4 protein-coding genes are annotated in these 16,097 nt (G+C 69.1%); all 4 read left to right on the forward strand.

The window, feature by feature from the left end; translation table 11 throughout:
- Positions 1 to 208 precede the first annotated feature (208 nt).
- The 4 genes from ACZ7MG_RS23405 to ACZ7MG_RS23420 all read left to right on the forward strand — a co-directional run bounded on the left by ACZ7MG_RS23405 (position 209) and on the right by ACZ7MG_RS23420 (position 16,055).
- Positions 209 to 6,511 carry a protein kinase domain-containing protein gene (locus tag ACZ7MG_RS23405; protein WP_471383087.1) on the forward strand — a complete coding sequence of 2,101 codons (6,303 nt, stop codon included), beginning with the start codon at positions 209 to 211 and terminating at the stop codon, positions 6,509 to 6,511.
- A gap of 32 nt (positions 6,512 to 6,543) precedes the next feature.
- Positions 6,544 to 9,495 carry a helicase-related protein gene (locus ACZ7MG_RS23410; RefSeq protein ID WP_471383089.1) on the forward strand — a complete coding sequence of 984 codons (2,952 nt, stop codon included), beginning with the start codon at positions 6,544 to 6,546 and terminating at the stop codon, positions 9,493 to 9,495.
- On the forward strand, positions 9,495 to 13,628 hold the full coding sequence (locus ACZ7MG_RS23415; protein ID WP_471383091.1) for an Eco57I restriction-modification methylase domain-containing protein: 4,134 nt from the start codon (positions 9,495 to 9,497) through the stop codon (positions 13,626 to 13,628). Before ACZ7MG_RS23410 ends, ACZ7MG_RS23415 begins: the two co-directional genes overlap by 1 nt.
- 120 nt (positions 13,629 to 13,748) lie before the next feature.
- Positions 13,749 to 16,055, forward strand: a complete 2,307-nt coding sequence (locus ACZ7MG_RS23420; RefSeq protein ID WP_471383092.1) for a competence protein CoiA family protein — start codon at positions 13,749 to 13,751, stop codon at positions 16,053 to 16,055.
- Positions 16,056 to 16,097: the final 42 nt, after the last annotated feature.

The following is a 16,097-nucleotide window of genomic DNA, read 5'->3' on the forward strand; positions in this document are numbered from 1 at the left end:
CCCCAACCGATTTCACAAACGAGAGTAGAGGTAGCGCGTTGACGTCGTCAACACGCTGAACACCTATCAACTATCCCCATGTTCGTGTACGGTGGCGGCTGTCGCGGCGTCCCCTCTGCCACGATGGGCGGTGGCACAGTCGGGTCAGGGGGCGCATTCCGTTTCGGAACAGCGGCAACCCGTGGAAACAGGGACAGAGGAGCGGGGCGTGAGCCACGAGCTGGTCGACGGCAGATTCCGTATCGGGCGCGTCATCGGCAAGGGCAACATGGGCGAGGTCCACCGGGCCGAGGATCTGGAGGCCCTCGCGGGGTCACCCGAGCGCGTGGTCGCGCTCAAGACCATCCTTCGCCGCCGTACCGGCCTGCAGATCGACACCAGTGCCGACCCCAAGGCGGTACAGCGCTTCGCGCGCGAGGTACGCATCATGCGCCGCCTGCACCATCCCAACCTCACCCGGCTCGTCGCGGGCGGAGTCGCCGAGGACCACGGCGGCCTTCCCTATCTCGCCATGGAGCTCCTGGACGGCGAGACACTGCGCGAACTCGTCGAGGAGGAGCCGCAGCTCCCGGTCTCCTGGGCCGCCGCCATCGGCGCGCAGGTGGCCGCGGGTCTGGCAGCCGCGCACACTGCGGGGGTCGTCCACCGTGATCTGAAGCCCGCCAACCTCATGCTGACCCAGGGCGGCACGGTCAAGGTCCTCGACTTCGGCATGGGCCGCATCGCCGACGACCTGGACGAGACACGGCTGACCAGCACGGGGGTCAGCGTCGGGACCGCCCGCTACATGGCTCCGGAACAGTTCGAGGCCAAGCAGGTCACCCAGGCCGCCGATCTGTACGCGCTGGGTTGTGTGCTGTACGAGATGCTGGTCGGCGTTCCCCCCTTCACGAGCGAGTCCCCGTTCGAGTTGGCGGACAAGCACACCAGGCAGGACCCCGCGCCCGTCGCCGGTATCCGCAGCAGTGTCCCCAGCGCGCTCGCGCGTCTCGTCCACCGACTGCTCGCCAAGGACCCGGCGGCCCGTCCGGCGGACGCCGTCGCGGTACGCGACGCACTCCTGCCGCTGGCCACGGCGGACGAGGGCTCCGTACGGCTGCCGCACTGGAGCGCCCTGGACCCCACCGTCCCACTGCGCGCCGTCCTCACCACAGGCGTGCCCGTCCCCGAGGCAGTCGTTCCGCAGCCCGCTCCGGTCGCCCTCGCCGCCTCCGGAATGGACGTCTTCGGCGTCCATCGCGCGCTGATCAAGGACTACCGCTCCTTCACCGAGGGTGGCACCGTCGTCCGTGACGACCGCATCGCCGCGTTCGTGGAGGAGGACCTCGACAAGAAGTCCCAGTGGCCGAACCCGTGGGTGTCCCTGAACCCGTTCTTCCAGAGCGGTGGCACCGTCGTCGAGCTCGCCCAGCAGAAGGTCCTGCACGAGGAGTGCGCCCGTATCTTCCAGGCGAAGAAGACCGAGGGGGGAACCGTCCCCGACGGCCGCCCTCTCACCCTCCACCGCCACCAGCGCGAGGCCATCGACGCGGCCGCGTCCGGCGCGTCGTACGTACTGACGACCGGCACCGGCTCGGGCAAGTCGCTCGCCTACATCGTCCCGGTCGTCGACAAGGTGCTGCGCCGGCGGGAGGCCGAAGGCCCCAAGGCTCCCAAGCGGGTCCGGGCGATCATCGTCTATCCGATGAACGCCCTCGCCAACAGCCAGCTCAAGGAGCTGGAGAAGTACCTGCGCGACGGCTACGGAGCGGGCCGCGAGCCGGTGACCTTCGCCCGGTACACGGGGCAGGAGGACGACGAGAGGCGCAGGGAGATCCGCGACAACCCGCCGGACATCCTGCTCACCAACTACGTGATGCTGGAACTGATGCTGACCCGCCCCGCCGACCGGGCGAGCCTCATCAGGATGGCGCGGGGCCTGGAGTTCCTGGTCTTCGACGAACTGCACACCTACCGTGGCCGCCAGGGCGCCGACGTGGCCCTTCTGATCCGCCGGGTGCGCGAGGCCTGCCAGGCCGAGGATCTGCAGTGCATCGGTACATCGGCCACCATGTCGACGGAAGGCAGCCTGGAGGACCAGAAGAAGGTCGTCGCCGACGTGGCGAGCACCCTCTTCGGCACGACGGTCAGTCCCGAGCACGTCATAGGCGAGACCCTGGTCCGCGCGACCGTTGAGCCCCCGGACACGGTGCCCACCGAGCGCCTCAACTCTCCCGCGGCACCGCGTGCGTACGACGATCTCGTCCGGGACCCGCTGGCCCGCTGGATCGAGACCCGCTTCGGTCTCAAGGAGGACGAGGCCACGGGCAGCCTGGTACGCAGGGCCCCGGCCAGGATCGAGGACGCGGCGAAGGAACTGCACGAGCAGTCCGGTGTCCGTGAGGACCAGTGCGACGCCGCGATCCGCGCCACCCTCGAAGCCGGTTCGCAGGCGCTGCATCCCGTGACCGAACGACCGCTGTTCGCTTTCCGGCTGCACCAGTTCCTCTCCAAGGGCGACACCGTGTACGTCACCCTGGAGGACAAGCTCTCCCGCCACCTCACGCGCTCGTACCAGCTCGAAATGCCGGACAGCGGCGGCAAGTTGCTGATGCCGCTGGCCTTCTGCCGCGAGTGCGGCCAGGAGTACCTGACGGTGTGGCGGACCGAGAAGGACGGCGAGTTCCGGTACGAGGCGCGCCGGGACACCTCCGCGACGGGCGGACGGCAGGGCGACGGCTATCTGTACATCGACCACGAGCGTGTCTGGCCGTCCAACGTCCAGTACGCGGTGGACGACCGTCGACTGCCGGAATCCTGGCTGGAGTTGGACGACAAGGGCCAGGAGGTCCTGAAGAAGTCCTACCGCGACCGGGTGCCGCGCGCCGTCACCGTCGACCCGCTGGGCCACGAGGGTCGCGGCGAACTCCAGGCCGCGTTCATCCCCTCCCCCTTCCTGTTCTGTCTGCACTGCGGAGTGGCGTACGAGCAGACGCGCGGCCGGGACTTCGCGAAGCTGGCGACGCTGGACCAGGAGGGCCGTTCCTCGGCGACCTCACTGATCTCGGCCTCGGTGGTGAAGTCGCTGAAGTCGGTGCCGGAGGAGGTGCTGGACAAGGAGGCGCGCAAGCTCCTCACGTTCGTCGACAACCGGCAGGACGCCTCTCTCCAGGCCGGCCACTTCAACGACTTCGTGCAGATCACCCAGTTGCGCGGCGCGCTGTACCGGGCGGCGCTGGACGCGGGCGAGGACGGCCTGCAGCACGAGGAGCTGGCCTCGGCGGTGACGAACGCCCTCGCGATCGACCCGGCCGACTACACCGGCGAGAGCGATCTGCCGCCCTCGCTCGCCCGCAACGCCGCCAGGACGCTCCGCGACGTGATCGCGTTCCGGCTCTATCTGGACCTGGAGCGCGGCTGGCGCATCACCATGCCGAACCTGGAGCAGACGGGTCTGCTGGAGATCGGCTACGAGGACCTCGACTGGGTGGCGGCCAAGCAGGACCGGTGGGCCGGCACGCACGAGGCGCTGCGGGACGCCGACCCGGTGCTGCGGGCCGAGGTCACGAAGGCGTTGCTCAACGAGATGCGCCGCTCGCTGGCCATCGACGTGTCGTACTTCCGTGACGACTTCGACTCGCTGCAGCGGGCGAGCGAGGAGCGGCTGATCGACCCGTGGGTGCTGACGGCCGCCGACAAGCCCAAGGTCGGCACCGCCTATCCGCATCCGTCCAGGCCCGGTATGGACCGCTCGGCCCTGTTCCTGTCGGCACGCGGCAAGTTCGGCAAGTACCTGCGGCGCGCGGACGCGACGTATCGGAGGCTCGACCCGGCCGATCTCCAGCTGGTCATCGAGGAGTTGCTGAAGGTCCTGGCCAAGGCGGGCCTGGTGAAGGAGGTCACGGAGGCCCCACAGCGCGCGGGCCGGTACCGCAGGCCCTCCGCCCCGGCCGCGACCGGCTACCGGGTGGCCGCGCAGTCCCTCGTGTGGCGCGCGGGCCGGGGTGAGACAGGCACGCACGACCCGCTGACGCGTACGTACCAGAGCGGCGACGGCCCGCGCGTCAACACGTTCTTCCGTGATCTGTACCGGGACGCGGCCGGCACCCTGTCCGGCCTGTTCGCGCGTGAGCACACCGCGCAGGTCTCGCCGGAGGACCGGCAGGAGCGCGAGGAGGCGTTCCGCAAGGCGGAGTTGAAGCTGCTCTACTGCTCCCCCACGATGGAACTGGGCGTCGACATCTCCTCGCTGAACGCGGTGATGATGCGCAATGTGCCGCCGACTCCGGCCAACTACGCACAGCGCTCGGGTCGCGCGGGCCGTAGCGGCCAGCCCGCGCTGGTGACCACGTACTGCGCGACGGGCAACAGCCATGACCAGTACTACTTCCGCCGTTCGGAGCGCATGGTCGCGGGCGCGGTCGTCCCGCCGCGCCTCGACCTCGCCAACGAGGACCTGGTCCTGTCCCACCTGCAGGGCATCTGGATCGCGGAAGCCGGCCTGAAGCTCGGCCAGTCCATCCCGCAGGTGCTCGACGTGTCGTATCCGGACACCGGCGAGCGGCCGAATCCCGCGCTGGAGCTGCTGCCGGACATTCTCGCGGCGTCCCTCGACGAGAGCGCCGGGCGTCGCACGGTCGACGCGGCGTTGCGCGTCCTCGGCCCGCTGTTCAGGGACTTCAGCGAGACCACGTGGTGGCACGACGACTGGATCCAGGACCGCGTACGGACGGTGGCGGAGCGCTTCGACCGGGCCTTCGACCGTTGGCGGCAGCTGTTCCGTGCCGCGCTCGACGACCAGTACATCCAGAACCGGCGCCGCCTCGACTACAGCCTCACCGAAGGCGACCGCATCCGCGCCAACTCCCGGCGCCGCGAGGCGGAGACGCAGCTGAACCTGTTGATGAACGAGAGCGTCGACAGCAAGTCGGTCCTGTCCGACTTCACCCCGTACCGCTATCTGGCGTCCGAGGGTTTCCTGCCCGGGTACAGCTTCCCGCGACTCCCGCTCGCCGCGTACATCCCCACGATCGGTCGGCGGCGCGGCGACGGCGACTACCTCCAGCGGCCCCGCTTCCTCGCGATCCGTGAGTTCGGCCCGGGTGCGCTGATCTACCACGAGGGCGCCCGCTACCAGGTGACCCGTATCCAGCTGCCGCCGGACGCCTCGGGCGACCTGACGACCGGTGAGGCGCGGCGCTGCGCGAACTGCGGCTATCACCACGCCCCGGAGGAGCTGGAGGACGTCTGCGGTTTCTGCGGGGAGGAGCTGGGCCAGGCCACGTACGGCCTGCTGCACCTGCACACCGTGTACACGACGCGCCGGGAGCGGATCTCCTCCGACGAGGAGGAGCGCCGTCGGGCCGGCTTCAAGCTGGAGACGTCGTACCGCTTCCACGACCACGGCACCCGCAAGGGCCGCCTCAACGCGGACGTGACCGACACTTCCGGCGCCTCGCTCGCCAAGATCACGTACGGCGATTCAGCGACCGTGCGCATCACCAACACCGGCCGGGTCCGGGCCAAGAGCAACGAGCCGGCGGGCTACTGGCTGGACCTCGCGGACGGCCGCTGGATGAACGACAAGGACGCGGCGGAGGCGTCCGGTGACTCCAGCGAGCTGCCGGTGATCGACCCGGACGGCCAGGAACGGCGCCGCAAGAAGCGCGTGATCCCCTACGTGGAGGACCGCCGCAACATCCTCGTCGTGACCCTCGACGAGGCGCTCCCCGAGCCGGTCGCCCTGTCCTTGATGTACGCCCTGGAGCGGGGTATCGAGGCGGCGTTCGAGCTGGAGGACGCCGAGCTGTCCAGCGAGCTGCTGCCGCCGGACGAAGGCCCTCGTCGGCGCATCCTGTTCACGGAGGCGGCCGAGGGCGGTGCGGGCGTGCTGCGCCGGCTTCAGGCGGAGGGCGACGCCCTGGCGAAGGCGTCGCGACGCGCCCTGGAGATCTGCCACTTCGGCGAGGACGGCACGGACGAGGGCGGCGAGAAGCACCGCCCCGGCCGGGCCTGCGCGCTCGGCTGCTACGAGTGTCTGCTGACGTACGGCAATCAGCTCAACCACACGCTCATCAACCGGCACTCCGTGCGGGACCTGCTCGTGCGGCTCGCGTCCGCGACCGCCCGGAAGGAGTCGCGCGGCGAGTCCCGCTCGGAGCAGTACCGGCGACTGCTCGACCGGACCCCCGCCGCCGACCCGACGCCGGTCGAGGTGTCCGCCGCCGAGTTGGCCGCGCAAGGCGACTTCCTGGGCTGGGCAAGGGCGCGCGGACTGCGACTGCCGGACGAGACCGGCTCATTCCTCACCGAGGCGATGGCGACACCGGACTTCGTCTACCGCCTGCCCGGGGTGAACGTGGCCGTGTTCGTGGACTTCCCGGACCGGGAGCAGGACACGTCCCGGGACGAGGACGCCGAGGACCGGCTGTTCAGCGCCCGCTGGGACGTCGTCCGCTTCCCGCTCGGCGAGGACTGGGACGCCATCGCCGCCCGCAACTCCCGCTACTTCGGCTCCCCGGCCGCCCCCTGACCGCCCGCCCCTCGCAAGGATTGACGACTGACATGGCATTCAACTATTCGGCTGGCGCCCTGGTGAAGGCCCGTGGCCGCGAATGGGTGGTCCTCCCCGAGAGCAAGCCCGATCTGCTGGTCCTGCGCCCGTTGGGCGGCTCGGACGACGACATCGCGGCCGTGCTCCCGTTCGAGACGGTCAAGGAGGCCCGGTTCGCGCCGCCGGAGCCGTCCGACCTCGGTGACCAGCGCGCGGCGGGTCTGCTGCGGACGGCGCTGCGCGTCGGCTTCCGTTCCGGCGCGGGCCCGTTCCGCTCGCTGGCCGGTATCGCGGTGGAGCCGCGCGCGTACCAGCTGGTCCCGCTGCTGATGGCGCTGCGCCAGAAGACGGTGAGGATGCTGATCTCCGACGACGTCGGTATCGGCAAGACCATCGAGGCCGGGCTGATCGCCAAGGAGCTTCTCGCACAGGGCGAGGCGACGGGCCTGGCCGTGCTCTGCTCCCCCGCACTGGCCGAGCAGTGGCAGCAGGAGCTGCGCACCAAGTTCGGGATCGACGCGGAGCTGGTCCTCTCCTCCACGGTCACCCGTCTCGAACGGGGCCTGGACCTGGGCCAGTCCCTCTTCGACAAGTACCCGCACGTGATCATCTCGACGGACTTCATCAAGTCCCCACGCCACCGCGACGACTTCGTCCGGCACTGCCCCGACCTGGTGATCGTCGACGAGGCGCACACGTGCGTGGCCGCCGACGACACGTCGTCGACCGCGCAGAACCAGCTGCGCTACGAGCTGCTGCGCCGGGTCTCGGAGGACGAGACCCGGCATCTGGTGCTGGTGACGGCGACGCCGCACAGCGGCAAGGAGTCCGCGTTCCGCAACCTCCTCGGTCTGGTGAAGCCGGAACTCGCCCGCGTGAGCCTGGAGTCGGAGGCGGGCCGGAAGCAGCTCGCGCAGCACTTCGTGGCGCGCAAGCGGGCGGATGTCCGTCAGTACCTCACCACGGAGGACGGGCTGGAGGACGACTCGCTCGCCGAGCGGACCGCGTTCCCCTCGGACCGCTACTTCAAGGACGAGAAGTACAAGCTCTCCCCCGAGTATCGGGCCCTGCTCGACGACGCGATCGCGTACGCGAGTGAGCGCGTCGAGGAGGCCGGTGCCCAGGGCAAGCGCGAGGCGCGCATCGCCTGGTGGTCGGCGATCGCGCTGTTCCGCTCCCTCGTGTCGTCCCCGCGCGCCGCCGCGCAGACCCTGCGTACCCGCTCGGCGGCGGCCATCGCCGCGTCCGCCGAGGAGGCGGACAAGCTCGGCGCGCCGCTGAACAGCGACGCGGCCGACAGTGACGCGATGGAGGGCATGGACGTCGCGCCGGGCGCGGAGACCACGGAGACGGAGGACGACGACTCCCCGCTGGGCCGGCTGGCCGTCAGGGCGAAGGCCCTGGAGGGCCCGGCCCAAGACCTGAAGCTCAAGGCGCTCATCAAACATCTCAGGGCACTGCTCGCGGACGGTCACAACCCGATCGTGTTCTGCCGCTACATCCCGACGGCCGAGTACCTCGCCGACCATCTGGAGAACGACAAGGAGTCCGGCAAGCGCGGCCCGCTCGGCGCGCGGACCGTCGTGAAGGCGGTCACCGGCACGCTCTCCCCGCAGCAACGTATCGAGCGCATCGAGCAGCTCGCCGAGGAGGCCGGTGAGGACGCCGCCGCCCGCCGCGTCCTGATCGCCACCGACTGTCTCTCCGAGGGCGTCAACCTCCAGCATCACTTCGACGCCGTCGTCCATTACGACCTCGCCTGGAACCCGACCCGGCACGACCAGCGCGAGGGCCGTGTCGACCGCTACGGCCAGCGCAAGGACCAGGTCCGTGTCATCACGGTCTACGGCGACGACAACGGCATCGACGGCAAGGTCCTCGAAGTCCTCATCAGGAAACACCGCCAGATCAAGAAGGACCTGGGCATCTCCGTCTCCGTGCCCGACGAGACGTCGACAGGAGTCACGGACGCGATCGTCGAGTGGCTGCTGCTGCGCGGCCGTGAGGGGCAGCAGGACACCCTCTTCGGCTCCGACGCCTTCGAGGACGTGGCGGCCAAGGTGGAGAACGACTGGAACTCCGCGGCCGAACGCGAGAAGGCGTCGCGCTCGCGGTTCGCCCAGCGGTCCGTACGTCCGCAGGAGGTGGCCCGCGAGGTCGCCTCGGTCCGCGAGGCACTGGGCGGCACCGGCGAGATCGACACGTTCGCACGGCAGTCCCTGGGCGCCCTCGGCGCGGTGCTCCGCGAGGCCGGCGAGGACTTCACGGCCCAGGTCGGCGGCACTCCCATCGGTCTCCAGGACGCCCTCGCGCCGACCGTCGGCGCGGACGTCATCGAGAAGGACCACCCGATCCCGTTCCGTGCGGACCCGGCGGTGGCACGCGGCGAGGCGGCCCTGGTCCGCACGGACCCGGTCGTGGGCGCCCTCGCCTCCCACGTCCTCAACGCCGCCCTGGACACCCGGGTCGAGGGGGCGCGCCCGGCCCGCCGCTGCGGCGTGGTGACGACGGACGCGGTCACCACGATGACGACGCTGCTCCTGGTCCGCTACCGCTTCCACCTCACCCTGCCGTCCCGCAACGGGGAGCGGCAGCTGGTCGCCGAGGACGCCCGCCTGCTGGCCTTCGAGGGCTCCACGAGGAAGGCGCAGTGGCTCTCTCAGAAGCGGGCACGGGCGCTGCTCGACGCGAAGGCGGCCATCAGCACGGACCGGCAGTACAGCGAGAACACCATGTCCCGCCTCATCACCGGGCTCTCCGCCGTCCAGGGCCATGTGGACGCCTACGGCAAGGAACTGGCGGCCGAGCTCGACGCCTCCCACCGCCGGGTCCGCCAGGCCTCCGGCGAGATCGTCCGAGGCCTGTCCGTCACCGCCCAGGAGCACGCCGACGTCCTCGGCGCGTACGTCTACCTGCCCCTCACCCCCGCCGCCCCCGGCACCGCCACTGGAGCGTCCGCCTGATGTCCGCCACCACCCGCCACCAGGTGTTCACCGCCGTCCACACGGTCGGGGGTCTGATCCCGGCCGACATGCTGGTACGGATCTCCGAGGGCAAGTCGACCAAGGACCTCAAGGGCCTCGCCTCCGCCGACTACCGTATCCCCGGCTCCCGTTCGGTGCGCGACGAGGCGGAGCGCCACTGGGACAACCTCAAGTCACTCTGGCGCGAGCTGCGCGTGAAGCTGCCAGCAGCACCTGAGCAGGAGGTCCCTCTCGACAGCACCGGGTACGCCCGCGCCAACTGGGTGGAGCCGCTCTTCGAGGCGCTCGGCTTCGGCCACCTCACGCCCGTGGGCGCGGAGGGAATCAAGGCCGCTGACGACGAGACCAAGAAGTTCCCGGTCAGCCACCGCCGCGACGACACCCTCGTGCACGTGACCGCCTGGAACGTGAAGCCGGACAAGCACCAGGGCGCGGGCTCCCCGGCTCCCCAGTCGCTTCTCCAGGAAGCCCTCAACCGCACCGAGCCCCATCTGTGGGCCCTGCTCACCAACGGCCGTCAACTCCGACTCCTCCGCGACTCGAACGCGCTGGCCACCGCCGCGTACGTCGAGTTCGACCTGGAGGCGATCTTCGACGGCGAGCTGTTCAGCGAGTTCGTGGTCCTGTACCGGCTTCTCCACGCCTCCCGCTTCGAGGGCCGCGAGGGCCGCACACAGTGGACCTGCTGGCTGGAGGTGTGGCGGGACGCCGCGATCCGGCTCGGCGCGCGCTTCCTCGACGACATCAGCGTGGGCGTGCAGCTCGCCATCGAGGAGCTGGGCACGGGCTTCCTCGCCCACAAGGACAACGGCGCCCTGCGCGAGAACCTCGACCGCGACGAGTACCACAAGGCACTGCTGCGCCTGGCCTATCGCCTGCTCTTCGTCTTCGTCGCCGAGGACCGCGACGCCCTGCACCCCCCGGAGACGCCGGCCGACGCCCGCAAGCGGTACGCCGACTACTTCTCCACGGCCCGGCTGCGCGAGCAGTCCCGCCGTCGACAGGGCACGTCTCACTCCGACCGGTACGAGGCTCTGTGCCTGGTCCTGGACGCCCTCAGCAAGGAGGAAGGCCTCCCCGAACTCGGCCTTCCCGGCCTCGGCGGCCTCTTCGACGACACCCCGGCCGACGCGCCGCTGCGCGGCCTGTCACTCGCCAACTCACACCTGATGGCCGCCATACGGCACCTCGCCGTCGTCCGCGACACGCAGGCGCAGCGCTGGCGGTCGGTCGACTACCGCACCCTCGACGCCGAGGAACTCGGCGCGATCTACGAGTCGCTCCTCGACCTCGTCCCCGAACGCGAGGACCGCGCCTTCAAGCTGGTGCCCCGCGCGGGCAACGAGCGCAAGAAGACGGGCTCGTACTACACGCCGAGTTCGCTGGTCGACGTGCTCCTCGACTCCACGCTCGACCCCGTGATCGACGCGGCACAGCAGCGGGGCGAGCGGAAGGCCGCCGAGGCGAAGGAGGCCGACGGCCGGGAGACCGTGGTCGCCGAGCTGCTGTCGCTGACCGTGTGTGACCCGGCGTGTGGCTCCGGGCACTTCCTGGTCGCGGCGGCCCGCCGTATCGCCAAGCGGGTGGCGGCTGTGCGGGAGCGTACGCCGGAGCCTACGGCGGAGCGTGTGCGGGAGGCTCTGCACGAGGTCATCGCGCGGTGCGTGTTCGGGGTCGACCTGAACCCGATGGCTGTGGAGCTGGCCAAGGTGTCGTTGTGGATGGAGGCGTTGGAGCCGGGCAAGGCGCTGGGCTTCCTGGACGCCCACATCAAGTGGGGCAACGGGCTCATCGGTGCGACGCCGGCCCTCCTTCGGGGCGGTATTCCGGAGCAGGCGTTCAAGGTGGTCGAGGGCGACGAGAAGCCGGTCGCCACCGAGTGGCTGAAGCGCAACAAGGAGGAACACCAGGGGATCGTCACGCTGGACGCCGCGCTGGACGAGTCGGTGAGCGTGACGAACGTGGCCTTCGCGTCGGAGCTGCGGGACCTTCTGGACACGTCCCCGACGGAGAAGCTCGGCCAGGTCCGCAAGCTCGCGGACCGCTACAAGGAATGGGCCGAGTCCCCTGCCTATCTCAACGCCCTGCACATCGCGGATGCGTGGTGCGCCGCGTTCATGTGGGAGAAGACGGGGGACGCGCCGTCGCCGGTGACCCAGCGGGTGTTTCTCTCACTCCAGTCGACGGAGGAGGACGGGGGTGCGTTGCCGGAGACGCACAAGGAGATCGTGCGGCTGAGCCAGGAGTACCGGTTCTTCCACTGGTATCTGGAGTTTCCCGAGGTCTTCAGGGTGCCAAATGATCCGGGGGCGGCGGGGGTTGACCCGGTGACCGGGTGGGCGGGGGGCTTTGACTGTGTGTTGGGGAATCCGCCGTGGGACAAGGTGGACTTCGAGGACAAGAAGTACTTCAGCGTGGTCGAGCCGTCGCTCGCGGAGATCTCGGGGACGGCCCGGCGGACGGCCATCGCAGAGTGGGCGGCTGAGCATCCCGAGGAGGGGGAGCGATACCACGCGGCGCGGCGGCGGGTGAAGTCGTCGTTCCTGTTCCTGGGGTCTTCGGGGGCGTATCCGCAACTGCGGAAGGGGCTGTCGGTCAAGGGCGTCAACTCGCTTCAGACCGACCAGTTGTTCACCGAGCGGTTCGTTTCCGTCACGGCCCCTGAGGGGCGCTGCGGGACGGTTGTGCCGACGCAGATTGCCACTGGGGCGGGCGCTCAGTTCCTTTTCCAGGATCTGACGCAGCGGGGTGCGGTTAAGCATCTGTACGACTTTGAGAACGGCAGGCGGGAAAGGCTGTTTCCCGCAGTGCACCCCAGCTACCAGTTCGCACTGATCTCACTCACGGGACGCGGCCTTACCGAGCCCGCTGCGCGTTTCGCTTTCTTCCTCGGCCATCCTGACGAACTCGCCGATGGCAAGGTCGTGTTCGCGCTGTCGCCCGAGGAGATCGCGCTCATCAACCCGAACACGGGGACGCTGCCGGTGTTTCGCACTCGGAAGGACGCGGATCTGACTGCTGCCATCCAGCGCCGGGTTCCGGTCCTGGTGGAGGAGGGCCAGAAGAGTGGCAACCCGTGGAACATCACCTTCAAGAACTTCTTCAACATCACCGACGACTCCGACCTCTTCGGCAAGCGTGTCACGCTTGAGGCAGACGGCTGGGAGCTGAAGGGGAACGCCTTCATGCGGGATGGCGAGCGAATGCTGCCGCTCTACGAGGGCAAGATGGCCCACCTCTTCGACCACCGCTGGAACCGCTTCTACGGCCTGGGAAACGACGACTACGAACGCGTTCCACTGGAGGAAAAGGAAGACGCTCACGGCGTCACTCTGCCTCGCAATTGGGTCCAGCAGAGTGGCCTTATCCCGACCGTACGCAAGGGCAAGGAGGTCCACATCGCTGGTGTCGATGTTCGTCTCAAAGAGTTGAGGTGGGATCGGGACTGGCTACTCGGTTGGCGTGACGTCGCCCGCACAACGGATGAACGGACAGCCATCCCTGCGTTCCTACCGAAGGTAGCCGTCGGGCACACCTATCCGCTGATGCTTCCCAGCGGCCCCGTCGCGCTGACCGCTGCCATGGTCGCCGCGCAGAGTTCCCTGGTCTTCGACTTCGTGGCCCGCCAGAAGGTCGGCGGCATCCACATGGCCCTGATGACCTGGAAGCAGCTCCCCGTCCCTCACCCCGACGACTTGGCCCGCCACACGCGCTTCCTCACCCCGCGAACCCTGGAACTCGTCTACACCTCCTGGGAAATGGAGCCCCTCGCCGAAGACCTTGGCGACACCGGCGCCCCCTTCACCTGGAACGAGGACCGCCGTGCCCAGCTCCGCGCCGAGCTGGACGCCTACTTCCTCCACCTCTACGGGGCCTCCGCCGAGGACGCCGACTACATCCTGGAGTCCTTCCAGACTGACAAGCAGGGCGGCCTCAAGCACAACGAGATCGCCAAGTACGGCGAGTACCGCACCAAGCGCCTGGTCCTGGCCGAATACGACCGCATGGCGAAAGCCGGGCTGAGCATGGAGAACCCCCTCGTGGACGGCGAGATCTACACGTCCACGCTCACCCCACCCCCGGGCCACGGCCCCCGCCACCCTGAGTCCTGAGGGCACCCAGCCTCTATCCCGCCCGCCTCCCCGCCGCTGGAGAAGCGGGCGGACAGCGCCAGTCGGCCGCGTCCGCGCTCCGCCGCATCCCCGCCACTCCCCGTCGCATGGAGTCCGCCCATGGCCCCCATACCTCTCCCCGACGAGTACGACACCCGCAAGGTACAGACCGCCGTGCTGGGCGGCGCGGACTCCGGCCGGCCGGTGTTCCTGCCCTACGACCACACAGACTTCGACCGGTTCATGCATGGCCGGGGACGCGACGACTTCTATTGCGGCACCCTGCTCGGCGGCTGCGGCAAGGTCCTCACGGTCCGCCGCAGCGAGGTGAAGAAGTGCCACTTCGCCCACCGACCCCCTGTCCACTGTCGTCGAACCGCGGTCGGCGAGGACAGCGCCGACCACCTGTACATCGGCCAGGCTCTTCAGCGCTGGCTGAGGCGTCAGGGCCAGCGACGCGTCATGGTCAAATACGTCGACTTGGGGTCAGGGCCGGGCGGAGCTGTTGAGGTCCGCTTCGACTCCGGCCACCGTGTGATCCGCGTACAGATGGACCGACTCCCACTACGTGAGTGGCAGACCGCGCGCGAACAGAACTCCGCCAAGCAGAAGCGGGTTCACTGGACGTACGGGCCGGGGAGCGGGCTTGCCCACAATGAGGTCGCCGACCACGGCCTCGCCATCCGCTTCGAGTGCCGAACCGTGGGCCACACCCGAGAGGTGTACGTCGGCACCCAACTCACAGACCACACCGTCGACTGGGTACTTCTCACCGAAGCCCATCTCGGCGACCACGGCATCATCACGCCCAGGCTCGCGCACACAGCCGGTAGCCCCGACACCACCCTGGCGTCGGCCCTCGTAGCATTCCCTCTGCTCCCTGGAACCATCGCGTTCACGGGATCGGTCGAGGTTTCCCCGTCGGACGACGACACTCGCCTCTACGACGCCGATGTCCAGCCGCGAGGCTTCGCACGGATTCGCGCCCGAGTCTCGTTGCCTCACCGGACTGCCCAACCTCTACCTCATCGCCTCCACGTCATCGACGGTGTCGCCCACCTGTACCCGCTCCCCATTGACCATGGAAACGCGCCGAGTTGGCTCATCGAAGCGGATGAATGCTCCCCCCTTGCGGAGACCGTTGATTCGCGTTGGCCGGACTTGCATCCTCCGAAGCCCGTCCCCCAGCCTCGCCCGGCGACTGCCACTCTGCCGCCCGTGGCCCCAGCAGGCCCTCTCTCAGCACCGGTGGAAATCAAGGAGCCCCGCAACGACGGACTCCTCGACGAACAATCCATGGTCGACCTCTTCCGGGCCAGACTGACCCAAGTGGCCCGGTCCCGAGGCGTCATCAACTGGGAAAGACTGGTCAGCCACGCTGGAGCCACTTCCGGCGACTTCACTCCTGCCGACCGAGTGCGCCTCCTCATCTCCGTGGACCACCCACGCGCCGATCAGAAGCCTGTGCTGTCATCGCTCGTCAAACTGTATGGCGACCAGCTCGGCACACCGCCGCCTTTCTTCGCGGAGGTCCTTGCCGGGCTCGGCTGGAAGTCCGGACTGAGTGACGCGAAGGTTCACGAAATCCATCAGCGCGAGATGCGCACCGCGTACGCAGTAGCAAGCCGGGCAAGCACCATCCCCGCAGGGGAAGCCGACACGACCGCCAGGGACGACAGATTCCTTGTGGGGCGCTTCCGCGAGCACCTCCACCTCGTGGCCATCGGGCATGGACTGATCAAGTGGGAGAACCTGCTGAAACGGCAGGGTATCCGTCCGAACACTGTCTCGGCCGAGAAGCGCACGCGCCTGCTCACCGCCATGGACTGGCCACTGAGCTCCGACAAGCCCGTCCTGTCGGCGCTTGTCCAAGCGGACGGGGGCCGCACCACCGCGCTGTTCGAATCGGTCTTGCGTGAACTGGGCTGGAGACCAACCGCGACGGCACCAACGGCCGCCGACGCGTTGAAAGTGGAACGCGACCGCGCCTACGCATGGGCTGCGGCCAAGGCAAAAGGCCGCGCCCCCAGAGGGCCGAGCATCGACTCAATCGTCAGAAGCCGCGACTTCGATTTCAGCGCAGTCGTGACAGCCGTGAGGAATGCTCTGATCGACGCCGCCCACCGTAAGATGTGCGTCGGATGGCAGTTTCTCGCTACCGCCGCTGGCCACGCACCTGGGGACTTCAAGGAACGCGACCGTCAGGCGATCCTGGTGGCCGTGGACCGTACGGCAGCCCCTGGCGGCGTCCTCCTGTCCGCGCTTGTCATCGGCCCCGGCCACACGCCAGTGCCCTATTTCGACAACATCCTGAAGCAGGTCGGCAGACCGCACGGCCTGCGGCCGATCGAACTCGGCACAGTGAGGAAGACCGAGCAGGAGCACGCGTTCGCCTTCTACGACAAGGCAGCGGACCCAAGCCCGTAGCGCCGGCCCGGTGCGCTCGCGCGGTCAGGCCGGTCAGGCCCG

Source organism: Streptomyces sp. NPDC107538 (assembly GCF_055657445.1).

What these genes read in the sequence shown, in the direction of transcription:
- ACZ7MG_RS23410 (WP_471383089.1), top strand. Translation starts at nt 6,544, where the DNA reads ATGGCATTCAACTATTCGGCTGGCGCCCTGGTGAAGGCCCGTGGCCGC.
- ACZ7MG_RS23415 (WP_471383091.1), top strand. Translation starts at nt 9,495, where the DNA reads ATGTCCGCCACCACCCGCCACCAGGTGTTCACCGCCGTCCACACGGTC.
- ACZ7MG_RS23420 (WP_471383092.1), top strand. Translation starts at nt 13,749, where the DNA reads ATGGCCCCCATACCTCTCCCCGACGAGTACGACACCCGCAAGGTACAG.